The sequence below is a fragment of the Streptomyces sp. NPDC049915 genome, from assembly GCF_040656475.1.
Taxonomy (GTDB): domain Bacteria; phylum Actinomycetota; class Actinomycetes; order Streptomycetales; family Streptomycetaceae; genus Streptomyces.
Genome location: NZ_JBFAMH010000021.1, coordinates 42,180 through 64,894, shown reverse-complemented (window position 1 = coordinate 64,894; position 22,715 = coordinate 42,180). Strand labels below are relative to the sequence as shown.

General features: G+C 70.0%; 22 protein-coding genes. 13 read left to right on the top strand and 9 right to left on the bottom strand.

The features are described 5' to 3' along the window. The first annotated feature begins 25 nt into the window (after window positions 1-25). Entirely contained in the window at window positions 26-586 is a 561-nt protein-coding gene (locus AB0J12_RS28945) for a hypothetical protein (RefSeq protein ID WP_363267444.1), read from the top strand. Between the two features lie 10 nt (window positions 587-596). Further along, entirely contained in the window at window positions 597-1,205 is a 609-nt protein-coding gene (locus tag AB0J12_RS28940; RefSeq protein WP_363267443.1) for an OmpA family protein, read from the top strand. Here AB0J12_RS28940 and AB0J12_RS28935 read toward each other — a convergent pair. Beyond that, window positions 1,180-1,515 carry a DUF192 domain-containing protein gene (locus tag AB0J12_RS28935; protein WP_363267442.1) on the bottom strand — a complete coding sequence of 112 codons (336 nt, stop codon included), beginning with the start codon at window positions 1,513-1,515 and terminating at the stop codon, window positions 1,180-1,182. The two genes, AB0J12_RS28940 and AB0J12_RS28935, sit on opposite strands and share 26 nt — an antisense overlap. Window positions 1,516-1,825: 310 nt before the next feature. Between AB0J12_RS28935 and AB0J12_RS28930 the strand changes: the two genes are divergently transcribed. The 3 genes from AB0J12_RS28930 (at window position 1,826) to AB0J12_RS28920 (ending at window position 4,612) form a co-directional block, all read left to right on the top strand. Next, entirely contained in the window at window positions 1,826-2,476 is a 651-nt protein-coding gene (locus tag AB0J12_RS28930) for a hypothetical protein (RefSeq protein WP_363267441.1), read from the top strand. 65 nt (window positions 2,477-2,541) lie between these two features. Further along, the gene (locus AB0J12_RS28925) at window positions 2,542-3,516 is read left to right on the top strand and encodes a hypothetical protein (protein ID WP_363267440.1); all 975 of its coding nucleotides are present in this window, start codon (window positions 2,542-2,544) and stop codon (window positions 3,514-3,516) included. A 220-nt stretch (window positions 3,517-3,736) separates the two neighbouring features. Beyond that, window positions 3,737-4,612 (top strand): LLM class flavin-dependent oxidoreductase, encoded by an 876-nt coding sequence (locus AB0J12_RS28920; protein WP_363267438.1) that lies wholly within the window; start codon window positions 3,737-3,739, stop codon window positions 4,610-4,612. A 58-nt stretch (window positions 4,613-4,670) separates the two neighbouring features. Here the strand turns inward: AB0J12_RS28920 and AB0J12_RS28915 are convergent, their stop codons facing one another. Then, window positions 4,671-5,198 (bottom strand): DinB family protein, encoded by a 528-nt coding sequence (locus AB0J12_RS28915; protein ID WP_363267437.1) that lies wholly within the window; start codon window positions 5,196-5,198, stop codon window positions 4,671-4,673. Between the two features lie 77 nt (window positions 5,199-5,275). Here AB0J12_RS28915 and AB0J12_RS28910 point away from each other — a divergent pair, with 77 nt between their 5' ends. The 6 genes from AB0J12_RS28910 to AB0J12_RS28885 all read left to right on the top strand — a co-directional run bounded on the left by AB0J12_RS28910 (window position 5,276) and on the right by AB0J12_RS28885 (window position 12,285). Next, entirely contained in the window at window positions 5,276-6,067 is a 792-nt protein-coding gene (locus AB0J12_RS28910; RefSeq protein ID WP_363267436.1) for a class I SAM-dependent methyltransferase, read from the top strand. 418 nt (window positions 6,068-6,485) lie between these two features. Continuing rightward, window positions 6,486-7,100: a hypothetical protein gene (locus AB0J12_RS28905; protein ID WP_363267435.1), complete on the top strand. Its 615-nt coding sequence runs from the start codon at window positions 6,486-6,488 to the stop codon at window positions 7,098-7,100. A 128-nt stretch (window positions 7,101-7,228) separates the two neighbouring features. Further along, window positions 7,229-8,002, top strand: a complete 774-nt coding sequence (locus AB0J12_RS28900; RefSeq protein WP_363267434.1) for an isoprenyl transferase — start codon at window positions 7,229-7,231, stop codon at window positions 8,000-8,002. A gap of 367 nt (window positions 8,003-8,369) precedes the next feature. Beyond that, complete coding sequence (locus tag AB0J12_RS28895) at window positions 8,370-9,695, top strand: PhoH family protein (RefSeq protein ID WP_363267433.1); 1,326 nt, start codon at window positions 8,370-8,372, stop codon at window positions 9,693-9,695. A 389-nt stretch (window positions 9,696-10,084) separates the two neighbouring features. Beyond that, a complete protein-coding gene (locus tag AB0J12_RS28890) occupies window positions 10,085-10,798 on the top strand; it encodes a transglycosylase SLT domain-containing protein (protein ID WP_363267432.1) in 714 nt (237 codons plus the stop codon). 140 nt (window positions 10,799-10,938) lie between these two features. After that, entirely contained in the window at window positions 10,939-12,285 is a 1,347-nt protein-coding gene (locus AB0J12_RS28885; RefSeq protein ID WP_363267431.1) for an AI-2E family transporter, read from the top strand. Window positions 12,286-12,354: 69 nt separating this feature from the next. Here AB0J12_RS28885 and AB0J12_RS28880 read toward each other — a convergent pair whose 3' ends face one another. Together AB0J12_RS28880 and AB0J12_RS28875 are read right to left on the bottom strand one after the other, a co-directional pair. Then, window positions 12,355-12,888, bottom strand: coding sequence for an alkyl hydroperoxide reductase (locus AB0J12_RS28880; RefSeq protein WP_363267430.1), 534 nt, complete (start codon window positions 12,886-12,888; stop codon window positions 12,355-12,357). Between the two features lie 3 nt (window positions 12,889-12,891). Then, the gene (locus AB0J12_RS28875) at window positions 12,892-13,446 is read right to left on the bottom strand and encodes a peroxiredoxin (RefSeq protein WP_363267429.1); all 555 of its coding nucleotides are present in this window, start codon (window positions 13,444-13,446) and stop codon (window positions 12,892-12,894) included. A gap of 148 nt (window positions 13,447-13,594) precedes the next feature. Between AB0J12_RS28875 and AB0J12_RS28870 the strand changes: the two genes are divergently transcribed. Further along, the gene (locus AB0J12_RS28870) at window positions 13,595-14,551 is read left to right on the top strand and encodes a LysR substrate-binding domain-containing protein (protein WP_363267518.1); all 957 of its coding nucleotides are present in this window, start codon (window positions 13,595-13,597) and stop codon (window positions 14,549-14,551) included. A gap of 323 nt (window positions 14,552-14,874) precedes the next feature. Here the strand turns inward: AB0J12_RS28870 and AB0J12_RS28865 are convergent, their stop codons facing one another. From AB0J12_RS28865 to AB0J12_RS28845, 5 genes are all read right to left on the bottom strand, one after another. Continuing rightward, entirely contained in the window at window positions 14,875-17,205 is a 2,331-nt protein-coding gene (locus tag AB0J12_RS28865; protein WP_363267428.1) for an FtsX-like permease family protein, read from the bottom strand. Continuing rightward, window positions 17,202-17,891: an ABC transporter ATP-binding protein gene (locus AB0J12_RS28860; RefSeq protein ID WP_363267427.1), complete on the bottom strand. Its 690-nt coding sequence runs from the start codon at window positions 17,889-17,891 to the stop codon at window positions 17,202-17,204. The genes AB0J12_RS28865 and AB0J12_RS28860 overlap by 4 nt, the downstream gene beginning before the upstream one ends. Beyond that, window positions 17,888-18,415: a PadR family transcriptional regulator gene (locus tag AB0J12_RS28855; protein WP_361634454.1), complete on the bottom strand. Its 528-nt coding sequence runs from the start codon at window positions 18,413-18,415 to the stop codon at window positions 17,888-17,890. Before AB0J12_RS28855 ends, AB0J12_RS28860 begins: the two co-directional genes overlap by 4 nt. A 525-nt stretch (window positions 18,416-18,940) precedes the next feature. After that, on the bottom strand, window positions 18,941-19,159 hold the full coding sequence (locus AB0J12_RS28850) for a hypothetical protein (protein ID WP_363267426.1): 219 nt from the start codon (window positions 19,157-19,159) through the stop codon (window positions 18,941-18,943). Window positions 19,160-19,236: 77 nt separating this feature from the next. After that, window positions 19,237-20,166 (bottom strand): SPFH domain-containing protein, encoded by a 930-nt coding sequence (locus tag AB0J12_RS28845; protein WP_363267425.1) that lies wholly within the window; start codon window positions 20,164-20,166, stop codon window positions 19,237-19,239. Between the two features lie 220 nt (window positions 20,167-20,386). On the opposite strand from AB0J12_RS28845, the gene AB0J12_RS28840 reads away from it, so the two are divergent. Beyond that, entirely contained in the window at window positions 20,387-22,687 is a 2,301-nt protein-coding gene (locus AB0J12_RS28840; RefSeq protein ID WP_363267424.1) for a transglycosylase domain-containing protein, read from the top strand. The last annotated feature ends 28 nt before the right edge of the window (window positions 22,688-22,715 follow it).

Genomic DNA, 22,715 nt, shown 5'->3' with positions numbered 1-22,715 from the left:
GATGAGTGGAGAAGGAAGCGGAGCGATGAGCATGCGCAGGGGGATGACCGCGCTGGCGGTGGCGGTCGGTCTGGCTGTCGGTATGGCCGGGTGCGGCGGTGGTGGTAGCGACGACAACAAGCCGCAGACATCAGCGTCGGCGGCAACCCAGGGCGGCTCCAACGCGACTGCTCAGCAAGGTACGGACGAACCGCTGGCCGAGTTGAAGGGGGAGGGGGGTCTGATCCTCACCATCACCTCCGCCAAGCGGGACTCCGGGGGATTCGTCACGGTGAACGGCGACTTGAAGAACGACGGCGCCCAGCCGGCGCGGGTTTCGGTACGGACTGCGGGCGACGAGACAGAGGTGATCAAGCACGGCGCGTCTCTGGGCGGTGCAACTCTTGTGGACTCCGGGGGAAAGAAGCGCTACTACGTTCTCCGCGATACCGATGGCCGTCCTCTGACGACGACCGGCATGCCGAGGCTGAAGGCAGGAGAGTCCATCCCCGTCTTCATGCAGTTCCCCGCTCCCCCGGCCAACACAACGGAAGTCACCTTCCAACTCCCCACCTTCGCCTCCGCCACCATCCAGATCTCCGGATGAGGCGCCCCGAATGACTCTCACCCGAACCCTCACCCTCACCGCCGCAGTCCTCCTCCTCACCACCACCACGGCCTACGCCGACGACGGTCCGAGTGTTCCTCCCGGTAGCGAGGTCACCGCCACCGCCCCGGTGAAGGTGGACCCCGACGACCCCGATCTCAAGCTCCCCGAAGGGGCCACGCTGGCCGCGGCCAAGGTGCTGGACATCAAGTCCGTCGTGGAGGACCAGTCGGGAGACGAACGCCGTGAGGACACCAACGCGGACGTGAAGTTCGCCCTGCAGGCCGAGGTCCTGTTCGGCAAGGACAGCGCCAAGCTGGGCCCGGACGCGCGGGCGCGCATCGCCGCCCTCGCCGGGGAGATCAAGAAGCAGCACGCCACCCGGATCCGCGTCTTCGGCTTCACCGACAACCTCGGCTCCGCCGCCCACGGTGACGTCCTGTCCCGGCAGCGCGCCAACGCCGTACAGGACGCCCTGGACGAGGACCTGAACGACCCGGGCGTCACCTTCGAGGTCCGCGGATACGGCGAGGACTACCCCATCGCATCGAACGCCACGGAGGAGGGCCGCCGCAAAAACCGCCGCGTCGAAGTCAGTTTCCCTCGCTCGGAAGGCTGACCCGCACCCCTGCCCGCACCCCCCACCGTGCCATCGCGCCAGCCTCCGCCTCCAGCACGTGCCGCGCCCGCAGCCGCGGCCGGCCCAGCCGCCCCGGCCGCATGGTGCGCACGGAGATGACACGCAGGCGCCGGTCGAGGTAGGCGACGTCGATGGGCATCCGCATCCGGAAGGTGTGGACGCTGTTCGCGGGGGAGAGCAGCATCGCCCCGTCGAGCGAGTCCCGCCCCAGCAGCCCTCGCGTCCGGGCGCGATAGGAGGCGGCGATCTCCAACGGAACGGTCACGGCCTCAGGGCCATGGCCCACCACAAGGACGCCTCGCCCATCACGCCGCGCTAGACTCACCGCACACCCCTCCTGACATGCGCACCGGTCACCCCTCACGCTGCTCAGCCCGTGAGGGCCCCAACTCGCCCGTTGATGGCGACAATTACCTGTCTGGGCTGGCTCGCGCCCCGAACGGGGGCGCGTTATGTGAACGTTACCCGCGGCGCGCCTTGTGGCAGATTGGTTTGGCCCCGTACGCCCCGAGAGGTGACATGCGCCGCCCTGGTGTCGACCGATGCTCCCGGATAGCGTTGCGTCGCAAAAGAGAAGCCTCGCCCACCAGGAGCCGAACGTGAAACGCCGCCCCGGCCTGGTCGCAGCGATCACTCTGACCGCCGCTGCCGCCCTGTCGTTGACCGCATGCGGGAGTGGTGACAGCTCGAACGACAAGCACAAGATCGCCGGCGCCGACACAGGGTCCGCATCCCCTTCGCCGAGTGGCTCGTCTTCCCCGAAGGCCGACCGCCCCACGATCGACGTGCCGCCCGACCTGTCGTACACCTTCGACTGGCCGAAGACCGGTGATCCGGAGAAGGACGCCGTACTGGCGGACAGCAAGGAGTCGATCAAGGCGGTGGACCTGGCGATCGTCCACCAGAACGCCTTGGACAAGGCCTACCTCTACTACTACGAGGGCGAAGCGGCCGCCGGCACGCAGAAGTTCATCCAGAACTATGTGGACCACAAGGCGAGCATCACGGGGTCGTACCGCTTCTACGCTCCTCAGGTCGCCGTCGACAAGGACGGAACCGCCTCGTTCACCTACTGCGAGGACCAGGGCAAGGCGTACGTGAAGTACCTGCAGACCAACAAAGTGAAGAAGACCGGGGTCAGCGCCAAGAGCTACGTCATCTATCACACCTCACTCACCAAGAACGGCGAAGGTGTCTGGGTGATCCGGAAGATGATTTCGCAGAGCGGAAGCGCCGAGTGCCAGCCATGACAGGGGCGAAGATGCGGTACTGCCTGCTTGTGGTCGGTGGCGTCTGCCTTTCACTCTCGGCCTCTGTGGGAACTGCGTACGCCGACGACACCCTGGGCAACGGCAACACGCAGAACTCGGGCCAGACCGAACAGCACGGCGACACCGGAGGGGACGGGACGGTGTCCGTCACCGTCGGTGGCGTCGTCTTCGACCGTTCGCGAAACGGTGGCGGAGCCGATGCCGGGGGCCTGACGCCGCAGACGTCCTGGACCCCGCCGGCCTGCTGGTACGCCCCGATGTTCACCCCGGAGCAGATACAGAAGCACCTGGAGCCGATCTGGGAGGCCGGCTCGACGGGGTCCGAGTGGGACGCCGAGCAGCGTAAGAAGTACCTGAACGACAAGGACCACTCCAAGGACTTCAACAAGGACCAGACCGGCAAGGGCTACTGGTGGGGCTCGTACGTCAACAAGAGCTTCCCCCCGGGCTGGGACGAGTGCGACGCGGACTACTTCTGGGTACCGAAGGGCGAGGCCCCGCCGGCCCAGTACAAGAACGCGGTGACCCCCGAGATCCTCGCCGGACTGGCGTACGCGGAACTCCGGGTTCCCGGCACCAAGGTGAGCCTCGCTCCGGCGAACACCACGAAGGTCAATCTGCCGACCTGGGCCTGGCTGGACGGCGCGCAGTTCCGGCCGGTGTCCGTCACGGCGTCGGTCCCGGTGATCGGCCTGCAGGCCACGGCGACGGCCGAGCCGTGGTCGCTCAGGATCGAGCCGGGTACCGCGGACGCGGAGACGTACCCCGCATCGGGCAACTGCCCGATCGTGAAAGGCCACATCGGCGAGGCGTACGCGAAGGGCAGAGCGAACGAGACGCCGCCTTGCGGGCTGAAGTACCTGCGCTCGTCGGGCAACGGCTCCTATCCCCTGAAAGCCACCGTCACCTGGAAGATCCACTGGACCGGAACCGGTGGCGCCGGCGACGACCTGCCCGACGGCACCTTCGGTGCCACGCAGGACGTGCGGGTACAGGAGATCCAGGCCGTCAACCGCTGACGCCGATGACGACCGTCCGGGCGAGCCACGCCGGGCGGTGCGACGGTCACGGGGCTCGGCACCGACGACCTGGATGCCGCCTGCGAGGACTTCCAGGAGGACCGGAGCCACGAGCCTTCGACGGCACGAGCGGCCCGCGTGCCGGTGGTCCTGCGCGGTCCTGGTGGCGTTGGCACATAAAGCAGTTGTGTGCCCATCCGCGCCAGGATAAGAACCTGCCATGACTGCACTCGGCGTCGTCTTCCGTCCCCAGCTTCCGCCCGAGCGGCTTCGTGCCGTGGCCAGGGTCGCCGATGCGGCCGGGCTGGAGGAGTTGTGGTTGTGGGAGGACTGCTTCCTGGAGGGCGGGTTGTCCACGGCCGCCGCCGCGCTGGCGTGGACCGAGCGGGTGCGGGTCGGGATCGGGCTGCTGCCCGTCCCGCTGCGCAACGTCGCCGTCACGGCCATGGAGGCCGCCTCGCTGGAGCGGATGTTCCCCGGCCGCTCGATCCTCACCGTCGGGCACGGTGTGCAGGAGTGGATGGGGCAGGTCGGGGCGCGCGCCCAGTCGCCCATGACGCTGCTGCGCGAGTATCTGCTCGCCCTGCGTGCCCTGCTGGGCGGTGAGCGGCTCGGCACCGAGGGGCGCTACGTCCGCCTCGACGACGTAGCGCTCGACTGGCCGCCGCCGGCCCCGGTGCCGGTGCTCGCCGGTGTCACCGGGCCGCGTTCGCTGCGGCTGTCCGGTGAGACCGCCGACGGCACGCTGCTGACGATGAACAACTCGCCCGACGCCGTGCGGCGGGCGCGGCGGATCATCGACGAGGGACGCGAAGCGGCCGGGCGGCTCGGCGATCCGCACCGGGTCGTCGTCTATCTCCTCGCCGCCACCGGGCCCGACGCCCAGGCCCGGCTGCGCGCCGAAATCGCCGCCGAGGGCCTCACCGACGTCCCCGGTATCGGCGTCGCCGGCGACGCCGGGACCGTCGCCAAGGCCGTCCGGGAGTTCGCCGAGGCCGGCGCCGACACCGTCGTACTGCAGCCCACCGCGGACGAGCCCGACCCGGAAGGGTTCGTCCGGTTCGCCGCCGAAGAGGTGCGGCCCCTGCTGGGGTGACGCCGGCCGGTCACCCCGCAGGCCCGGTCACCCGTCACCCCGCCGGCCCGGTCACCCGTCACCCCGCCGGCCAGTCACCCGTCGCCCCGTCGATCAGCTCCCGCGCGATGTCCATGTGGCCCGCGTGCCGTGCCGTCTCCTCGATCATGTGGACCAGCACCCAGCGCAGGGACACCTCGCGGCCCTCGTGCCACGCCGGGCGGCCCACCGCCTCCAGCGGGAGCTCGGCGAGCGTGCGGTCGGCGGCGGTGCGGGCGCGGCCGTAGAAGGCGATGATCTGCTCCGCCGTCTCGTCGTCGGACGCGTACATGTCCTCGGCGGAGTACGGGTCGAACCACAGCGGCTCCGGCTCACGGCCGAACGTCTCGACGAACCAGCCGTACTCCACCGAGGCCAGGTGCTTGACCAGCCCGAGCAGATTGGTGCCGGACGGTGTCATCGGGCGGCGCAGCCGCTCCTCGTCCAGACCTTCCAGCTTCCACAGCACCGCGTCCCGGAGCCGGTCCAGGCTCGCCCGGAGGATCTCCTTCTCGCCGCCCGCATAGGGCAGTCCCGCGCTCGCGTCGCTCACCGCGTCGTCCCCCATGCCGTCTTCCTCAGGTCGTCCGCCATGCCGTCGAAATTAACAGCGGGCACTGACAACGCCCTGCGATCATCGCCCGCATGAACGCTCAGCCCCACCGCCGTACCTTCGAAGACCTCGTCGCCGAGGCGGTCGCCGCGCCCACCGAAGGCTGGGACTTCTCCTGGTTCGAGGGGCGGGCCACCGAGGAACGGCCGTCCTGGGGGTACGCCACCTCGATGGCCGAGCGGCTCGGCTCGGCCGCCGCCGTCCTCGATCTGCAGACCGGGGGAGGGGAAGTGCTCGACTTCGCCCTCGGCCGCACGTCCGCCGCCCCCGGCCTCGTCGTCGCCACCGAGGGCTGGCCGCCGAACGTCGCCAAGGCCACCGCGTTGCTGCGCCCGCGCGGCGTCGCGGTCGTCGCCTCGCCCGACGACGCGCCGCTGCCGTTCGCCGACGCGGCGTTCGACCTGGTCGTCAGCCGGCATCCGGTGCGGCCGCACTGGGCGGAGATCGCGCGTGTGCTGGAGCCCGGCGGGACGTACTTCGCCCAGCACGTCGGTCCGAGCAGCGTCTTCGAGCTCGTCGAGTACTTCCTCGGCCCTCAGTCGCAGCAGACGCGCGGTGCCCGGGACCCGGAGCGCGAGCGCGCCGACGCCGAGGCAGCGGGGCTGGAGATCGTGGACCTGCGCGCCGAGCGGCTGCGGATGGAGTTCCACGACATCGGGGCCGTGGTGCATTTCCTGCGCAAGGTGATCTGGATGGTCCCCGGCTTCACCGTCGAGGCCTACGAGCCGCAGTTGCGCGCCCTGCACGAGCGGATCCGGGCCGAAGGGCCGTTCGTCGCGCACAGCAGCCGGCACCTCTTCGAGGCCCGCAAACCGCGTCACTGAGGTCACTTCCCTCACACGGTTTCCACATCGTTATCGCGATCGGCTCGCCTTCACCCAGGTGCCTCACATAGGTTCAGACCAAGGCGATTCGCGTGAGCAAAGCTGCGCGGGCGGTACCGCGCAGTGGAGGGGGCTGCGCGGTACCGGCGCCGTCAAGGGCGGGGACACGCCGGTTCGCCCATCGGAGGGACGGCCGCAGAGATGTTCGCCACCGTCCCGAAAACACCGCCCACCACGCCTTCGTCCGCCAGCCGCCTGTTGCCGGGTGGATTCGGAGAGTAGTTGTGGCACGCCGATGCACACACCTGCCCTTACGAAGGGTTATGGTGGAAACCCCCCCTCGGGCCGGTCCGTATCCCCCCCACGGACCGGCCCGTTTTCTTTTCCCCCATCGCCCGCCCTGGCTAGAGTCCGGCCCATGTCGAACGATCATCCGACACCGCCCGGCTCCTACGGCCCACCCGGCGGACCCCAGGGCCATCCCGCCCAGCCCGGGCCCTACGGCCACCCCGCCCCGCAGCCAGGCCCCTACGGCGGGCCCGCCCCGTCGCCGTCCGGCCCCTACGGCGGACCCGCCCCGCCGCCGCCCGGGCCCTACGGCCACCCGGGGATGCCGCACGGCTACCCCTACGCCCCGCCCGTGCCGTACGCCATGCCCGGAGCCGTCCGGGCCGCACAGGTGCTGAACTTCGTCATGGGCGGCCTCGGCATTCTCTTCACGGTCCTCGCCGGCGCCCTCGTCAGCGGCTACGCGGCAGGGCGGGTCCTCGCGCCGTTCCTCACCGCCTGTGTGCTGTTCGTACTGGCGTTCCTCTACCCCAAGGCCGGCAACGGCGTGAGAATCGCCTCCCTTGTGCTGGCCGGCGTGCAGATCCTTATCGCCCTCGGCGCCACCGCGAACGGCACCCCCGGCGGCATCGTCCCGCTCGGCGGTGCCATCGCCGTCATCGTGCTGCTCAGCCGGCGTTCCGCGACCCAGTGGTTCGGGCGCCCGCGCACCCCCGCGGTGCCGCCGCAGCCGCCGTACGCGTGACACCCGTTGGCGGTCCTCCACGCCGGCGGGGGTAGGCTTCGCCATCGGGGACCGCCATACGGACAGGTGTCGCGCCCGGCCGAGCCCGGCGCGCATGTCCGATCCGCACCGGAGGGGCTGACAATCACGTGAACCTGCGCGACAAGCTGCGCGGCCTGCTCGTCAAGCTGTACGCGCGGCGGGTGGAAGGCCACCTGGACCACGCTCAGGTGCCCAAGCACATCGGCGTCATCATGGACGGCAACCGGCGCTGGGCGAAGGCCGCGGGCTCCACCACCGCGCAGGGCCACCAGGCCGGGGCGGACAAGATCGAGGAATTCCTCGGCTGGTGCAGTGAGACCGATGTCGAGGTGGTCACCCTCTGGCTGCTGTCCACGGACAACCTCAGCCGTCCGGAGGACGAGCTCGGCCCGCTGCTCGGCATCATCGAGGGCGTCGTGCGCACCCTCGCCGCCGACGGCCGCTGGCGCGTGCACCACGTCGGCACCTCCGACATCCTCCCGGCCGGCATGCAGCGCACCCTGAAGGAGGCCGAGGAGGGTACCGCGCACGTCGACGGGATAGTGGTCAACGTCGCCATCGGCTACGGCGGCCGCCAGGAGATCGCCGACGCCGTCCGCTCCATGCTCTTCGACGCCCACGAGCGCGGCGTGGCGATGGACGACCTCGCCGAGCAGGTCGACGTCGACATGATCGGCCGTCATCTGTACACCAGCGCCCAGCCCGACCCCGACCTCGTCATCCGCACCAGCGGCGAGCAGCGGCTGTCCGGTTTCATGCTGTGGCAGACCGCGCACTCGGAGTACTACTTCTGCGAGGTCTTCTGGCCGGCCTTCCGCAAGGTCGACTTCCTGCGCGCCCTGCGCGATTACGCGGCCCGCCACCGCCGTTACGGCGGCTGACACGGCAACACGCCACCGACCCCCCCGGGGAAACTCCCCGTGTACCCCGTTCCTCGCGGAAGTAACACGGAGTTCACCGCTGCGCCGCCCTGTCTTGTGGCATGGCGGCGCATTTTCGAGGGCATAAGGCAAGCAGGTCGACACCCGAACCACGGGCGTCGTATCTCAGCGGACGGCTCGGGGCCGTCCGCCCGGGAGGCCCTTTGCACCAGCCCGACCGTGCGGTGACGGCACGGAAGCAGCCGCGGCGGGCCGGTTCCCGGCCCTCCGCACGCGGAGGCCGGCCACCGGCCGTATTTGCCCCGCCCTCCCGGCCCGGCATCCACCTCGTCGCTCCCCGACCTCATCCGAGGGGGTACGTCCTTCCGTGGTGACCAGCACAAAGCGCCCCAAGCCAGACCGGCGCACCTATGTTCTCGACACCAGCGTCCTGCTGGCCGACCCGAACGCCCTGAGCCGCTTCGACGAGCACGAGGTCGTGCTCCCCATCGTCGTGGTCACGGAGCTGGAGGCGAAGCGGCACCATCCCGAACTCGGGTACTTCGCCCGGCAGGCCCTGCGTCTGCTCGACGACTTCCGGGTCCGGCACGGCCGCCTCGACGCCCCCATTCCCACCGGGGACCTCGGCGGGACGGTACGGGTCGAGCTCAACCACTCGGACCCCAGCGTGCTGCCCTCCGGCTACCGCCTGGGGGACAACGACTCCCGCATCCTGGCGGTGGCACGCAACCTGCAGGCCGAGGGGTTCGACGTCACCGTCGTCTCGAAGGACCTCCCGCTGAGGATCAAGGCGTCCTCGGTGGGCCTGCTCGCCGAGGAGTACCGGGCCGAACTGGCCATCACGGAGAACTCCGGCTGGACCGGGATGAGCGAACTCACCCTGCCGGCCGAGCAGGTGGACATCCTCTTCGAGGAAGGGCATCTGTACGTCCCGCAGGCGGCCGACCTGCCCGTGCACACTGGGCTGACCGTCCACTCCGAGCGCGGCAAGGCCCTCGGTCGCGTCACGCCGGAGGGCAACGTCCGTCTGGTGCGCGGTGACCGGGAGGCGTTCGGCATCAAGGGCCGCAGCGCCGAGCAGCGCATCGCGCTGGACCTGCTGCTCGACCCGGACGTCGGGATCGTGTCCATGGGCGGCCGGGCCGGCACCGGCAAGTCGGCGCTCGCGCTGTGCGCCGGCCTGGAGGCGGTCCTGGAGCGCCGCCAGCACCAGAAGGTGATGGTCTTCCGCCCGCTGTACGCGGTCGGCGGCCAGGAACTGGGCTATCTGCCCGGCTCCGAGGCGGAGAAGATGAGTCCGTGGGCGCAGGCCGTCTTCGACACGCTGTCGGCGGTCACCTCGCGCGAGGTCATCGAGGAGGTCACCGCGCGCGGGATGCTCGAGGTCCTGCCGCTCACCCACATCCGCGGCCGCTCGCTGCACGACGCGTTCGTGATCGTCGATGAGGCCCAGTCGCTCGAACGGAACGTCCTGCTGACCGTGTTGTCCCGGATCGGGGCGAATTCCCGGGTCGTACTGACCCATGACGTGGCACAGCGGGACAATCTGCGGGTCGGGCGCTACGACGGTGTGGTCGCCGTCGTGGAGAAGCTGAAGGGGCATCCGCTCTTCGCGCACGTCACGCTGAACCGGTCCGAGAGGTCCCAGATCGCGGCGCTTGTGACCGAAATGCTCGAAGACACCGGTATCTGACCGTCCGGCAGACTATCGCCGTCAACCGGCGCCGTCCCGCAAAGGCGAAGAGCCTAGCGGGGCGGCGCCGCCGTATGTGGGCGTTCGATGAAATCCCAGGGGCCAAACGGGATGTGAGCTTTCACACGCAACGCAGAATTGCGGTGTGGCGTCGGGTTACGGCAGAGTCTCACTCCTGTCAGGCCCCGCATACGACACATCTGTACCGCCAGCGGTATGGCACCACAGCAGGACACCAACTCCATAGCAGCCGTCGTATGCCGCCCGAGCACCTCGCGGCGCTCCCGAACAGGGAGTTGCCCACCGGGCCCGCGCCTCCCGTGACCCCGCAGTTGGGGAGGCCAGTGTCAGGGGCACGATTGCGTCCGCCAGGGTCACCGAAGCGGGCGATGCTGGAAGGAAACCGTGTGAGCCGGATTTCGGTCCGGGGATTCGCAGTGGCCTCCGCCACCGCGGTCACCGCTGTCGGAAGCGTCGTCGGCGTTGCCTCGGGCAGCACCGCGCAGCCCAACGACGCCGAGGCGGTGGCATCCGACGTCACGCTTCTCGCGGACATACCCGCGGGTCAGCAGGCGCAGGTGCAGACCGCGTCCCTCGCGCAGCAGGCCGACGCACAGGCCATCGCCGCCGACGCGAGCGCCAAGAAGACCGCCGAGGAGGCGGCCCGCAAGGCGGCCGCCGAGACCGCGATCGCGAAGAAGGAAGCCGCCGAGAAGGCGGCGAAGGAAGCCAAGGAGCGCGAGGAGGCCAAGAAGGCCGCCAGCCGCAGCGCCATCCGGGACGCCTCCACCTTCGCCGTGCAGAGCTCGTACACGGTCTCCCAGATCCAGGCGATGGCGCGTCAGATGGTCGGCGGCGGCCAGTTCCAGTGCTTCAGCAACATCGTGGACCACGAGTCCAGCTGGAACTACCAGGCCGTCAACGCCTCCTCCGGTGCCTACGGTCTCTTCCAGGCCCTGCCCGGTTCCAAGATGTCGTCCGTCGGAGCCGACTGGCAGACCAACCCGGCCACCCAGATCAAGTGGGGCCTGAACTACATGAACAGCCGGTACGGCAGCCCGTGCGACGCGTGGTCGTTCTGGCAGGCCAACCACTGGTACTAGGCCCCCGCCCCGCCAACCGGCCTTCGCTCAACCTCGCGCAGCCCCTCCCCGTCCTAGGGGGAGGGGCTTTCGCCCTGTACGGTCGTACGCGACGGCTCCAGGGGGGAGTGGTGAGGAGAGACGGGGGAAGAGGACGGATCATGTCGCGAGTGCCAGGGTGGCTCGGTCGGCTCGGCGCCGGACTGACCGGGATAAGCGAGCGGCTCGACGAGCGCCGCGCCGAGTTCGAGCGGGAAGACGCCGACCACGAACCCGTCGCACCGCCCGAGCACGTACCGGCGCCCCCCGACTACGCGCCCGATGTCCCGGCCCGCCCGGACCCCGCGCAGGCCGTTCCCTGGGGCGTCCGCGTCGCCGCCGAGGCCGGCTGGCGGCTGCTCATCCTCGCGGGCACGCTCTGGGTGCTGATGAAGGTGATCAGCGCCGTCCAGCTCGTCGTCCTCGCGTTCGTCGCCGCCCTGCTCATCACCGCGCTGCTCCAGCCGACGGTGGCCCGGCTGACCCGCATGGGCGTGCCGCGCGGCCTCGCCACGTCGATGACGGCGATCCTCGGCTTCGTCATCATGGGGCTGATCGGCTGGTTCGTGAGCTGGCAGGTCATGGAGAACATCGACAACCTCTCCGACCAGATCCAGGACGGCATCGACGAGCTGCGCAAGTGGCTGCTCAACAGCCCCTTCCACGTCACCGACAAACAGATCAACCAGATCGCCAAGAACCTGCGCGAGGCGATCGGCGCCAACACCGACCAGATCACCTCGGCCGGCCTGGAGGGCGTACAGGTCGTGGTGGAGGCCCTCACCGGCATCCTGCTGACCGTCTTCTCCACGCTGTTCCTGCTCTACGACGGCCGCCGCATCTGGGAGTGGACGCTGAAGCTGGTCCCGGCCGCCGCCCGCCCGGGCGTCGCCGGCGCCGGCCCGCGCGCCTGGCGCACCCTCACCGCGTACGTGCGCGGCACGGTGATCGTCGCCCTCATCGACGCGATCTTCATCGGCCTCGGCATCTACTTCCTCAACGTGCCGATGGCCGTGCCGCTCGCGGTGTTCATCTTCCTGTTCGCCTTCATCCCGCTCGTCGGCGCGGTCGTCTCGGGCGCCCTCGCGGTCGTGGTGGCGCTCGTCACGCAGGGCGTGTTCACGGCCGTGATGACGCTCGTCGTCGTGCTCGCCGTGCAGCAGATCGAGGGGCACATCCTGCAGCCGTTCATCCTCGGGCGGGCCGTGCGGGTGCATCCCCTCGCGGTGGTGCTGTCGGTGGCGGCCGGCGGCATGATCGCCGGGATCGGCGGCGCGGTGGTGGCGGTGCCGCTGGTGGCGGTGACCAACGCGGTGGCCGGGTATCTGCGGGCGTACTCCCGTGAGGCGGCGCTGCGGCACACGCCGCGGCCGCGCGGGGCGACGGCGTCGGACGTGGCGGCGGCGAAGGCGGCTGCCGCGGAGCCGGCCGCCACGCAGGAGCCCGCGCAGGAGACGCCGTCGGTCTGAGCCGGGCGAAGGCGAAGGCCCCGCCCACCCGATGGTGGACGGGGCCTTGCAACAGGCGCGGTGCGGGCCCTACTCGGCCAGGACCGCCTCCGCCTCCAGCGTGACGCCGACGGCCTGGACGACCGAGGCGATCTTGAAGGCCTCCTGGACGACCTCGCGCTCGACACCGGCCTTGCGCAGCACCTGCTCGTGCGAGTCCAGGCACATGCCGCAGCCGTTGATCGCGGAGACCGCGAAGGACCACAGCTCGAAGTCGGTCTTGTCGACACCGGGGTTGCCGATGACGTTCATCCGCAGGCCCGCGCGCAGGTTGCCGTACTCGTGGTCCGACAGCAGGTGGCGGGTGCGGTAGAAGACGTTGTTCATCGCCATGACGGCGGCGGCCGACTTCGCGGCCTGGTACGCCTCCGGCGTCAGGTTCGCCTTGGCCTCCGGCTCCAGCTCACGCAGCACGATCGGGGAGCGCGAGGCGATGGCGGTCGCCAGCACCGTGCCCCACAGCTGCTGCGCGGGCAGGTCGGAGTTGCCGATGACCGAGCCCAGGTTGAGCTTCAGGTCCTTGGCGTAGTCCGGTACGCGGGACTTCAGGGAGTCGAGGGACATGCCTCACTCACCAGCCAGCAGCTTGACCGGGTCCAGGGTCTCTTCGCCCTTGCTCCAGTTGCACGGGCACAGCTCGTCGGTCTGCAGGGCGTCCAGGACCCGCAGGACCTCCTTCGGGTTCCGGCCGACGGAGCCCGCGGTCACCATGGTGAACTGGATCTCGTTGTTCGGGTCGACGATGAAGACGGCGCGCTGGGCGAAGCCGTCCTCGCCCTCGATGCCGAGGTCGCGCATCAGCTCGTGCTTGGAGTCCGCCATCATCGGGAACGGCAGGTCCGTCAGGTCCGGGTGGTCCTTGCGCCAGGCGTGGTGGACGAACTCGGAGTCACCGGAGAAGCCGAGGATCTGCGCGTCGCGGTCGGCGAACTCGTCGTTCAGCTTGCCGAACGCGGCGATCTCGGTGGGGCACACGAAGGTGAAGTCCTTGGGCCACGCAAAGACGACCTTCCACTTGCCCTCGTAGGTCTTGTGGTTGATCGTGTCGAACTCCTTGCCCTTCTCCAGCGAGACGCAGGCGGTCAGTTCGAACTCGGGGAACTTGTCACCGACAGTGAGCACACGCTCTCCTTGCAGCGAAGAAACACCCCTTTTGAGGGCGTTTCCCATGGGTTGGACGCTGTTGATGTTGGCACACCGTGCATTGATTACGGAAATAGCTACACTCGGTCGAGTTGATCGGAGGGAGCTATCAGTGAGCGTCACCAGCGTGACCGGCGGCGCCGGGGGCAAACGGAAGCAGCCCAGCCTGGCGCAGTTGCGGGCGTTCGCCGCCGTCGCGGAGCATCTGCACTTCCGGGACGCCGCCGCGGCGATCGGCATGAGCCAGCCCGCCCTCTCGGGCGCCGTCTCGGCCCTGGAAGAGACACTCGGTGTCACCCTCCTCGAGCGTACGACGCGCAAGGTGCTGCTCTCGTCGGCCGGTGAACGGCTCGCGGTGCGCGCCAAGGCCGTCCTCGACGAGGTCGGGGCGCTGCTGGAGGAGGCCGAGGCGGTGCGCGCGCCGTTCACCGGGGTGCTGCGGCTCGGGGTGATCCCGACGGTCGCGCCGTATCTGCTGCCGACGGTGCTCCGGCTGGTGCACGACCGGTACCCCGACCTCGACCTGCAGGTCCACGAGGAGCAGACCGCGAACCTCGTGGAGGGCCTGGGCTCCGGGCGGCTGGACCTGCTGCTGCTCGCGGTGCCGCTCGGGGTGCCCGGGGTGGTGGAACTCCCACTGTTCGACGAGGACTTCGTGCTGGTCACGCCCATGGACCACGGGCTCGGCGGGCGGGAGGGGATTCCCCGCGAGGCGCTGAAGGAGCTGAACCTGCTGCTGCTGGACGAGGGGCACTGTCTGCGGGACCAGGCGCTCGACATCTGCCGCGAGGCGGGGCGCGAGGACGCGCCGGTGACGACGACGGCGGCCGGACTGTCCACGCTGGTGCAACTGGTCGCCGGGGGACTGGGCTGCACGCTGCTGCCGCGGACGGCGCTGAAACTGGAGACGGCTCGCAGCAGTCAGCTGCTCACCGGGTACTTCGCCTCCCCGGCGCCTACGCGGAGGGTGGGGCTGACGATGCGGGCCGGGGCGGCTCGCTCCGCGGAGTACGAGGAGCTGGCCGGGGCGTTGCAGGGGGCTCTGGGGGCGTTGCCGGTGCGGGTTGTCTCCGACGGGGACTAGCGTCTGCGGGTGGTTTTTGGCGCGGGTCAGCGTCTGCGGGTGGCTTTTGGCGGGGTCAGCGTCTGCCGGGCTGGGGTTGTCGGGTCTGTGCGGGTTCGTTGTGGCTCGTCGCGCAGTTTCCCGCGCCCCTTGAATGCCTGCGGCGGCCCGTTGCTGTCCGGTGGACGGTTGCGGTAGCGCCTGCGGTTTCGTTGTGGGGCGGGGCCGGGGTGGGGGGTGTCCGTCCTCGGTCCGGCCGCCCGTTTCCGACGGTCTCACCGTGTGCCGGTGCCGGCCGCTGCGGGCGGACACCCCCCACCCCGTCCCCTTCCCGCCGCGGGCGGCTATTCCGTGCGCAGGCCGTCCGGGCGCATCAGTTTCCACAGGGGTGGGAGGCTGAGCAGGGTCACCGCCAGGACGATGGCCGCGCCCACGCCGGTCATCGACAGGACGCTGGGCCAGTCGAGGTGGATCGGGGTGGCCGTCATCCGGAGCAGGACCGCGCCCAGGGTCATCCCCACCGCCGCTGCCAGCAGCAGGCCGAGGGCGATCGGGATCGCCGTCTGCCACAGCACCGACAGGCTGAGGGTGCGGCGCCGGGTGCCGAAGGCGACCAGGGACGACAGCAGTTTGCGGCGCTCGCGCAACTGCTCCAGCTGGGAGACCAGCAGGCTCGCCCCGATCAGGGCCAGCACGCAGGTCGCGCCGACGAAGAGGCCGGTGCGGATGGCGGCGAACTTCGGGGACTGCAGGGTCGCCGACCACAGCATCGCGTCGGCCATGGGGTCGATCCGGGCCGCGGTGTTGCGGGCGTGCTCCACGGCGTCCGGCACCGAGGGGTCGAAGCCGAGGAAGAGCTGCCCGGTCATGGCCGGTGCCGCCCGCTCGGGCAGGGCGCTCGGCGTGAGGAGGAAACCGGAGCGCTTGATGCCGTTCGGGTCCTCGATCGAGTCGGCCTGCTTCAGACCCGCCGGGACGTGCCAGGGGATCTCCCGGCCGTGGGTGTCGGCGTAGGACGGGTCGAGGTACAGCGTGCTGCCCGGACGGGCGAGCTTCGCCGTCTGCCCCTCGTCGTACTCGCCGCCGCGCAGGGCGAAGACGTCGCCGTCGCGGCAGGAAGGCAGTGCGGCCAGCTCCCGCAGGGCCGCGCAGTCGCCGACCATGAGCTCGCTGCCCTGGCCGGGATCCTTGCGGCCGTCGCCGACGCTGACCTGGGACACCGCCGTCACCTGGCGCACCCCTTCGGTCCGCCGGAACTTCTGCGCCGTATCCGCGAGCGCGTCGCCGGCCGGCAGCGTCACCTGCATCTGAGCCCGCGTCACATCCTTGCCGGAGGAACGGGTGTAGTCGCCTTCGACGCCCGCGAACAGCATCTGCAGGGCGATCGCACCGGCCACCGCCACCGCGATCCCGTTGACCATCCGGGCCGCGCTGCCGCTGCTCAGCTGAAGGCGGCGGACGGCCAGTTGCCAGGCGATGCCGCCGGAGCCGAGCCGGGCGACGACCGTCTCCACCACCCACGGCAGCAGCGCGGTCACGCCGACCAGGAGCAGCAGCACACCGCCCGAGACCAGGTACTGGTTGAAGTCTCCGTGGTCCCGGCCCTGGCCGACCATCGGGTAGAGCATCGCGAGACCGGCCAGCGGCAGCAGCAGCCGCCACCACAGCCGGCGCCGCGCGGGCTTGGCCGTTCGGATCACGCCCAGCGGCTCGATGACGACCCCGCGCAGCGCGAACAGCGTGACGAGCACGGCGGCCGCGGGCACCGCCACGGCGACCAGGAGGGCGAGCAGCGGGGAGGGGTTCAGGGAGCTGGGGAAGACGCTGATGTCCAGCACGTCCATGGCCCCGGTCAGTTGCCGGCCCAGCACGAAGAAGCCGCTGCCGAGGACCAGTCCGAGCAGGGCGCCGCCGAGGGCCTCACCTGCCGCGATGCGCCGGGTCATGCCGCCGTCGGAGCCGACCAGCCGCAGCGCGGCCAGCCGCCGGTCGCGCTGCTCACCGCCGAACCGTACGGCCGCCGCGATGAACACGGCCACCGGCATCAGCAGGATGAGGAAGATGACGAGGACGAGCAGCAGCAGGACCGGGTCCATCCGCTCGGGGGTGGCGTCGGGGTTGCCGAAGCGTTCGAGGCGGGTCACCCGGCCGCCGTCGACCTGGGACGAGAGCCCGTCGGCGCCACGGTAGAAGAGGAGTTCGGCAGGCCCGAGCAGCCCGCTCTCGCCGATGGTCCCCACGATCCGCTCCGGCAGCCGCTCCCGCAGCAGCCGGCCCCCGTCGGACTCGAGCAGCTTCTTCAGCGCGGGCGAGACCACCATCTCGCCCTTGGCCGGGAACGCGTCCACTCCGGGCGGCAGCGGCGCGTGCGGGCCCTCGGGCTGCACCGCGCGCCCCAGGACGTCCTTGTCCCGGAACGACGTCCCGGCGTCCGCGACCACGAGGGAGCGGTCCGACTTCTTCACACCTTCACCGGTGTAGAGGCTGGCACGCGCCTCGCTGCGCTCGTGCCGTACGGCCAGCGCGCTCGGGATCGCGGTGGTGAGCAGCAGCAGCGCCACGCCCAGTCCGACACCGACGGCCGTCAGTACGGCCCGGATCCATCCCTCGCGCCCGCCGCCGTAGGCGAACCGCACCCCCATGGCCAGATCCCTGGCCCACTGCCGCATGCTCATACGATGCGCTCCATGTCCCGGGACTTGCCGTCGCGTACGACGACCTCGCGGTCGGAGTAGGCGGCCACCCGGGCTTCGTGCGTGACGAGGACGACGGCGGCGTTGGCCGAACGGGCCGCCTCGGTCAGCAACTCCATCACGCGCTCGCCGTTGAGGGAGTCCAGGGCGCCGGTGGGTTCGTCGGCGAAGACGACACGGGGGTTGGTGACCAGCGCACGGGCGACGGCGACGCGCTGCCCCTGCCCACCGGACACCTCACCGGGCCGTTTCTTCTTCAGGTCGTCGACCTCGAGCCGCTCCATCCACCCGAGGGCGGCCCGCTCGGCGTGCTTGCGGGAGGTGCCGTTCAGCCGCAGGGGCAGCGCGACGTTCTCGACACAGGTCAGCTCGGGCACAAGCTGCCCGAACTGGAAAACGAACCCGAACTCGCTCCTGCGCAGCGCACTGCGCTGGGCGTCACTCATCGCCGACAGCTCGCGCCCGGCGTACGTGATCGTGCCGGAGTCGGGCGGGACGATCCCGGCCAGACAGTGCAGCAACGTCGACTTGCCGGACCCCGAGGGGCCCATGACGGCGACGACCTCACCGGGATGGATGGAGAACGAGGCACCGTCCAGAGCGACGGTGGGCCCGTAGACCTTGCGCAGCTCATCGGCGGCGAGCAGGGAACCGGCGGGGGCGTTCACTGGGCCACCACCGCCTGACGCAGCTTGTCCAGACGGGCGGCGGTCAGCTCGAGCCAGCGCAGGTCGGCCTCCAGGTGGAACAGGGCGTGGTCGCAGATCAACTGATCCGCCAGATCGCCCTTGCGCTTCCTCTCCGTCAGGATGCGCATGCTGCGCAGGTGCTCGGAGCGCTGCGTGTCGAGGATGTCGGCGGCGTCGCGGTGGGTGAGCAGCGCGAGGACGACCTTGGTGTAGAGCGTCGACTGCAGATACGGCTCGGGCTTCTCCGGCGTCGCGAGCCACCGCTCGACGTCGGTGATACCGGCCTCGGTGATCGCGTACCGCTTGCGCTCGGGACCGCCGCCGGCCTCGATGCCGTCGACCTCGACGAGACCGTTCTTCAGCAGGCGGGACATCGTCGAGTAGACCTGGCCGTAGTGCAGCGGCCGGTCGTGACCGAACTTCTCGTCGAAGGCCCGCTTGAGGTCGTATCCATGACGCGGACCGGACTCCAGGAGCCCCAGAAGGGTGTGACCGATGGACATGCCGCCGACTCTACACACTGTGTATACCCCTCGTGTATACACGGAGTGCGGAGCGCACAGCACTGCGTGCGCCACACCAGGTCGGAGCGGATTGTCACGCTTCAGCAACAGGTCGGGCGACTGCTGCGAGGGGGCGAGCTGACGGGCGTTGTGGCTGGCCGGGGTGGGTGCGCTCACCGGCGCTGGCGAGGTGCCCCCCAAGCTCTTCGATGCGCCCCCGCGGCACGACTGCCCCCAGCCATGCCGGTCGATGGCACGCGCCACGGCGTTGCTGCACTCGCCGACGGCAGGAAGGGGACGGGGTGGGGGGTGCCCGCCCGCAGCGGCCGGCACCGGCGGAGGGTGCCGTCGTCGGGTACGGGCGGCCGGACCGAGGACGGACACCCCCCACCCCGGCCCCGACCCACAGTGAACGGCAGGCGCGACACGAGCCACGACGCAACCGCAACGGGCCGCCGCAGGCCTATAAGGGGCGCGGGGAACTGCGCGAGCAACCACCCACCCACCCGCAGACGGAGAGCCCCCTCAAGACCCCCCTCGCGGCCGCCCCCTCCGCCGCATCGGCCCCGCGTCCCGCGGCAACCGCCCCGCCTCCAGCAACGCCTTCCGCAGCACAAACTCGATCTGCGCGTTCGCCGACCGCAACTCGTCCGACGCCCACCGGGCGAGCGCGTCGTACACAGACGGGTCCAGCCGCAACAGCACCTGCTTGCGCTGCTGCGGCTTCCGCCGGCCCACCGGCACCCCCGAGGACTCAGAGGAGTCAGAGGAGTCAGAGGACTCAGAGGAGGACTCAGGGGGCTCAGGCGACTCGGAAGACGTCACTGGTAGAGCGACCCGGTGTTCAGCACGGGCTGCGGCGCCCGGTCCCCGCACAGCACCACCATCAGGTTCGACACCATCGCCGCCTTACGCTCCTCGTCCAGCTCCACGATCCCCTGCTCGGCGATCCGCGCGAGCGCCGCCTCCACCATGCCGACCGCCCCGTCGACGATCTCCCGACGCGCCGCGACGACCGCGCCGGCCTGCTGCCGCTGGAGCATCGCGGAGGCGATCTCCGGAGCGTACGCGAGGTGCGTGAACCGGGACTCGATGATCTCCACGCCGGCCGCCTCCACACGCGCGTGCAGCTCGGCGGCCAGCTTCTCCGTGATCTCCTCGGCGTTGCCGCGCAGCGAGAGCCCGTCCTCGTCGTGGGCGTCGTAGGGGTACTCGATGGCGATGTGCCGCACGGCCGCCTCGGTCTGCGTGGCGACGAACTCCAGGTAGTTGTCGACCTCGAACGTCGCCTGCGCGGTGTCGTTCACCTTCCACACCACGACAGCGGCCAGCTCGATCGGGTTGCCGTAGGCGTCGTTGACCTTCAGCACGGCCGTCTCGTGGTTGCGCACCCGCGTCGAGATCTTCTCGCGCGAGGTGAACGGGTTCACCCAGCGCAGCCCGTCCTCGCGGATCGTGCCCCGGTAGCGCCCGAAGAGCTGCACCACCCGAGCCTCGCCCGGCGCGACCGTGTTCAGGCCGCACAGCGACAGGAACGAGGACAGGCCGATCACCACCCCCACGGCGATCAGCGTGCCCTTCGCGGCCACCGCCGTGGCGACCGCCCCGCCCGCGATCGCGCCGGCCGCGACGAGCAGCCCCACCAGCCCGAGCAGCAGCGCGAGCCCGCCCCCGATGCTGTGCGCGGCGAACTCCCGTACACGAGGTGCGGGCATTTCAGGCATATCGACTGAATCTATAGGCGCGGACATGAGGTCCCCCGTTCTCAAAGCTTTCGTGTGTACATCTAAGTGATATCACTTTTCTCTGTCAGGGCAACCCTCAACCACCCCTGAACGTCGGTTCTCAGGGCAGGGGTGCTCATTGTCACGTCCGTAAAAGACCGGATCGGACGCCCTTTGTCACAACCAGCGGTGTTAGCTTTCTGAGCTGACCTGAGCCCCCGGAACGAGCGGAGCGAGGAAGCACCCCATGGGACGAGCGGAAGAGAGACGAGCGCGGCAGCGCGCGGGCCGCCGCGCGGCGCCGGGGCGCCGCCGTTCGTCACGGGCGGGCGGCAAGAGCGGCATACGCCGGCTGTTCACCTGGAAGAAGATCCTCGGCACCATCCTCGGTCTCTTCCTGCTCGGCATCGGCGCCTTCGTCGTGCTCTACATGGTGATCGACATCCCCGAGGGGAACGCCGAGGCCAAGAAGCAGAGCAACGTCTACAAGTACAGCGACGGCTCGATCATGACCCGCGACGGCGACGTCAACCGTGAGGTCGTGGACCTCGCGCACGTCCCGAAGAAGGTGCAGCGCACCTTCGTCGCCGCCGAGAACAAGACCTTCTACAAGGACTCCGGCGTCGACCTGAGGGGCACCGCGCGCGGCATCCTCAACACGCTCTCCGGCAAGGGCGCGCAGGGCGGCTCGACGATCACCCAGCAGTACGTCAAGAACTACTACCTGACCCAGGAACAGACCGTCAGCCGCAAGCTGAAGGAAATGGTCATCTCGCTGAAGCTGGACCGCGAGAAGTCCAAGGACTACATCCTGGCCGGGTACATCAACACCAGCTACTACGGCCGCAACGCCTACGGCATCCAGGCCGCCGCGCAGGCCTACTACGGCGTCGACGCCGGCCAGCTCAGCGTCGAACAGGGCGCCTACCTCGCCGCCCTGCTCCAGGCGCCGAGCCAGTACGACTGGGCCTCCGCCACCGACACCGGCAAGAAGCTGGTGAAGCAGCGCTGGAACTACGTGCTGGACAACATGGTCGAGGAACACTGGCTGGACGCCTCCCAGCGCCAGGCCATGCAGTTCCCGATCCCCAAGGACCCCAAGCCCTCGCCCGGCCTCAGCGGCCAGAAGGGCTACCTGGTGGCGGCCGCCAACAAGGAGCTGGAGAAGCGGCTCGTCGTCCAGGGCACTGCCGCGAACATGAAGGAGGCCGAGGACCTCGTCGGCCGCGGCGGCTGGACCCTCACGCTCAACATCAGCAAGAAGAAGCAGGCGGCGCTGGAGAACTCCGTCAAGGAGCAGCTGACCAGCAAGCTGAAGCCGAAGACCCGCAAGGTCGACGGGGACGTCCAGGCCGGCGGGGTCTCGGTCGACCCCAAGACGGGCGCGGTCGTCGCGATGTACGGCGGCGTGGACTACTACAAGCACTACACGAACAACGCCACCCGCACCGACTACCAGCCCGCCTCCACCTTCAAGCCGGTCATCCTGGCCGCCGCGATCGACGAGGCCGCGACGACCCAGAAGGGACAGGCGATCGGTGCCGACACGATCTACGACGGCACCAGCAAGCGCCCCGTCCTGGACCACGGCACCCCCGTCGGGTTCGCCCCGGAGAACGAGGACGACCAGGACTACGGACCGATCACCGTGCAGAACGCGATGAACCAGTCCGTGAACTCCGTCTTCGCGCAGATGGGTGTCGACGTCGGCATGCCGAAGGTGATGGAGGTCGCCGGCAAGCTCGGCATGGACACCAAGGACCTGCAGGCCGTGCCCGCGCAGACGCTCGGCTCGATGGGCGCGAGCCCGCTGCAGATGGCCGGTGTCTACGCCACCCTCGACCACCACGGCAAGAAGGTCACCCCGGCGCTGCTGAAGAAGGTCGAGTCCAGCGCCCACACCGTGGAGCTGCCCGACCCGATCGGCGACCAGGTCATCAGCCGCAACGCCGCCGACTCGGTCACCTCGGTCCTCACCGGTGTGATCGGCGACGGTACGGCCCGCGAGTCGGTGCGGAACAACCCGCTGCGCAACGGGCAGAAGGTGGCGGGCAAGACCGGTACCTCCGACGACAACAAGTCGGCCTGGTTCACCGGTTACACCCCGGACCTGGTCACCTCGGTGGGCCTGTTCGGTGAGGACGCGAAGACGTTCGCGCACGTCTCGATGCACGGCGCCGCCGGCCTGAAGCGCATCAACGGCGGTAAGTTCCCGGCGCTGATCTGGGCCGACTACACGTTCGGCGTCCAGAAGGAGGTCAGCGAGTTCGACCTGGACACCGACCAGGGCGCCGCGGTCGAGCCGTCGTTCACGCCGACCCCGTCCTCGACGCCGACGACCCAGCCGCCGTCGCAGACGCCGACGACCCAGCCCCCGTCCCAGACGCCGACGACCCAGCCACCATCGCAGACGCCGACGACCCAGCCCCCGTCCCAGACGCCGACGACCCAGCCGCCGTCGCAGACGCCGTCCGGGACACCGAGCGGCCAGCCGGAGAACCCGATCTTCGGCGGGACCGGCGGCGGCAACGGCGCCAAACGTCCATGACATGAGAGAAGGGCGCCCGGTCGACACC

Bases quoted from the DNA above. Each gene is read 5' to 3' on its own strand.
- AB0J12_RS28945 (WP_363267444.1), top strand. From the start codon at position 26: ATGAGCATGCGCAGGGGGATGACCGCGCTGGCGGTGGCGGTCGGTCTG.
- AB0J12_RS28940 (WP_363267443.1), top strand. From the start codon at position 597: ATGACTCTCACCCGAACCCTCACCCTCACCGCCGCAGTCCTCCTCCTC.
- AB0J12_RS28920 (WP_363267438.1), top strand. From the start codon at position 3,737: ATGACTGCACTCGGCGTCGTCTTCCGTCCCCAGCTTCCGCCCGAGCGG.
- AB0J12_RS28915 (WP_363267437.1), bottom strand. From the start codon at position 5,198: ATGGGGGACGACGCGGTGAGCGACGCGAGCGCGGGACTGCCCTATGCG.
- AB0J12_RS28910 (WP_363267436.1), top strand. From the start codon at position 5,276: ATGAACGCTCAGCCCCACCGCCGTACCTTCGAAGACCTCGTCGCCGAG.
- AB0J12_RS28905 (WP_363267435.1), top strand. From the start codon at position 6,486: ATGTCGAACGATCATCCGACACCGCCCGGCTCCTACGGCCCACCCGGC.
- AB0J12_RS28890 (WP_363267432.1), top strand. From the start codon at position 10,085: ATGCTGGAAGGAAACCGTGTGAGCCGGATTTCGGTCCGGGGATTCGCA.
- AB0J12_RS28885 (WP_363267431.1), top strand. From the start codon at position 10,939: ATGTCGCGAGTGCCAGGGTGGCTCGGTCGGCTCGGCGCCGGACTGACC.
- AB0J12_RS28880 (WP_363267430.1), bottom strand. From the start codon at position 12,888: ATGTCCCTCGACTCCCTGAAGTCCCGCGTACCGGACTACGCCAAGGAC.
- AB0J12_RS28865 (WP_363267428.1), bottom strand. From the start codon at position 17,205: ATGAGCATGCGGCAGTGGGCCAGGGATCTGGCCATGGGGGTGCGGTTC.
- AB0J12_RS28855 (WP_361634454.1), bottom strand. From the start codon at position 18,415: ATGTCCATCGGTCACACCCTTCTGGGGCTCCTGGAGTCCGGTCCGCGT.
- AB0J12_RS28845 (WP_363267425.1), bottom strand. From the start codon at position 20,166: ATGTCCGCGCCTATAGATTCAGTCGATATGCCTGAAATGCCCGCACCT.
- AB0J12_RS28840 (WP_363267424.1), top strand. From the start codon at position 20,387: ATGGGACGAGCGGAAGAGAGACGAGCGCGGCAGCGCGCGGGCCGCCGC.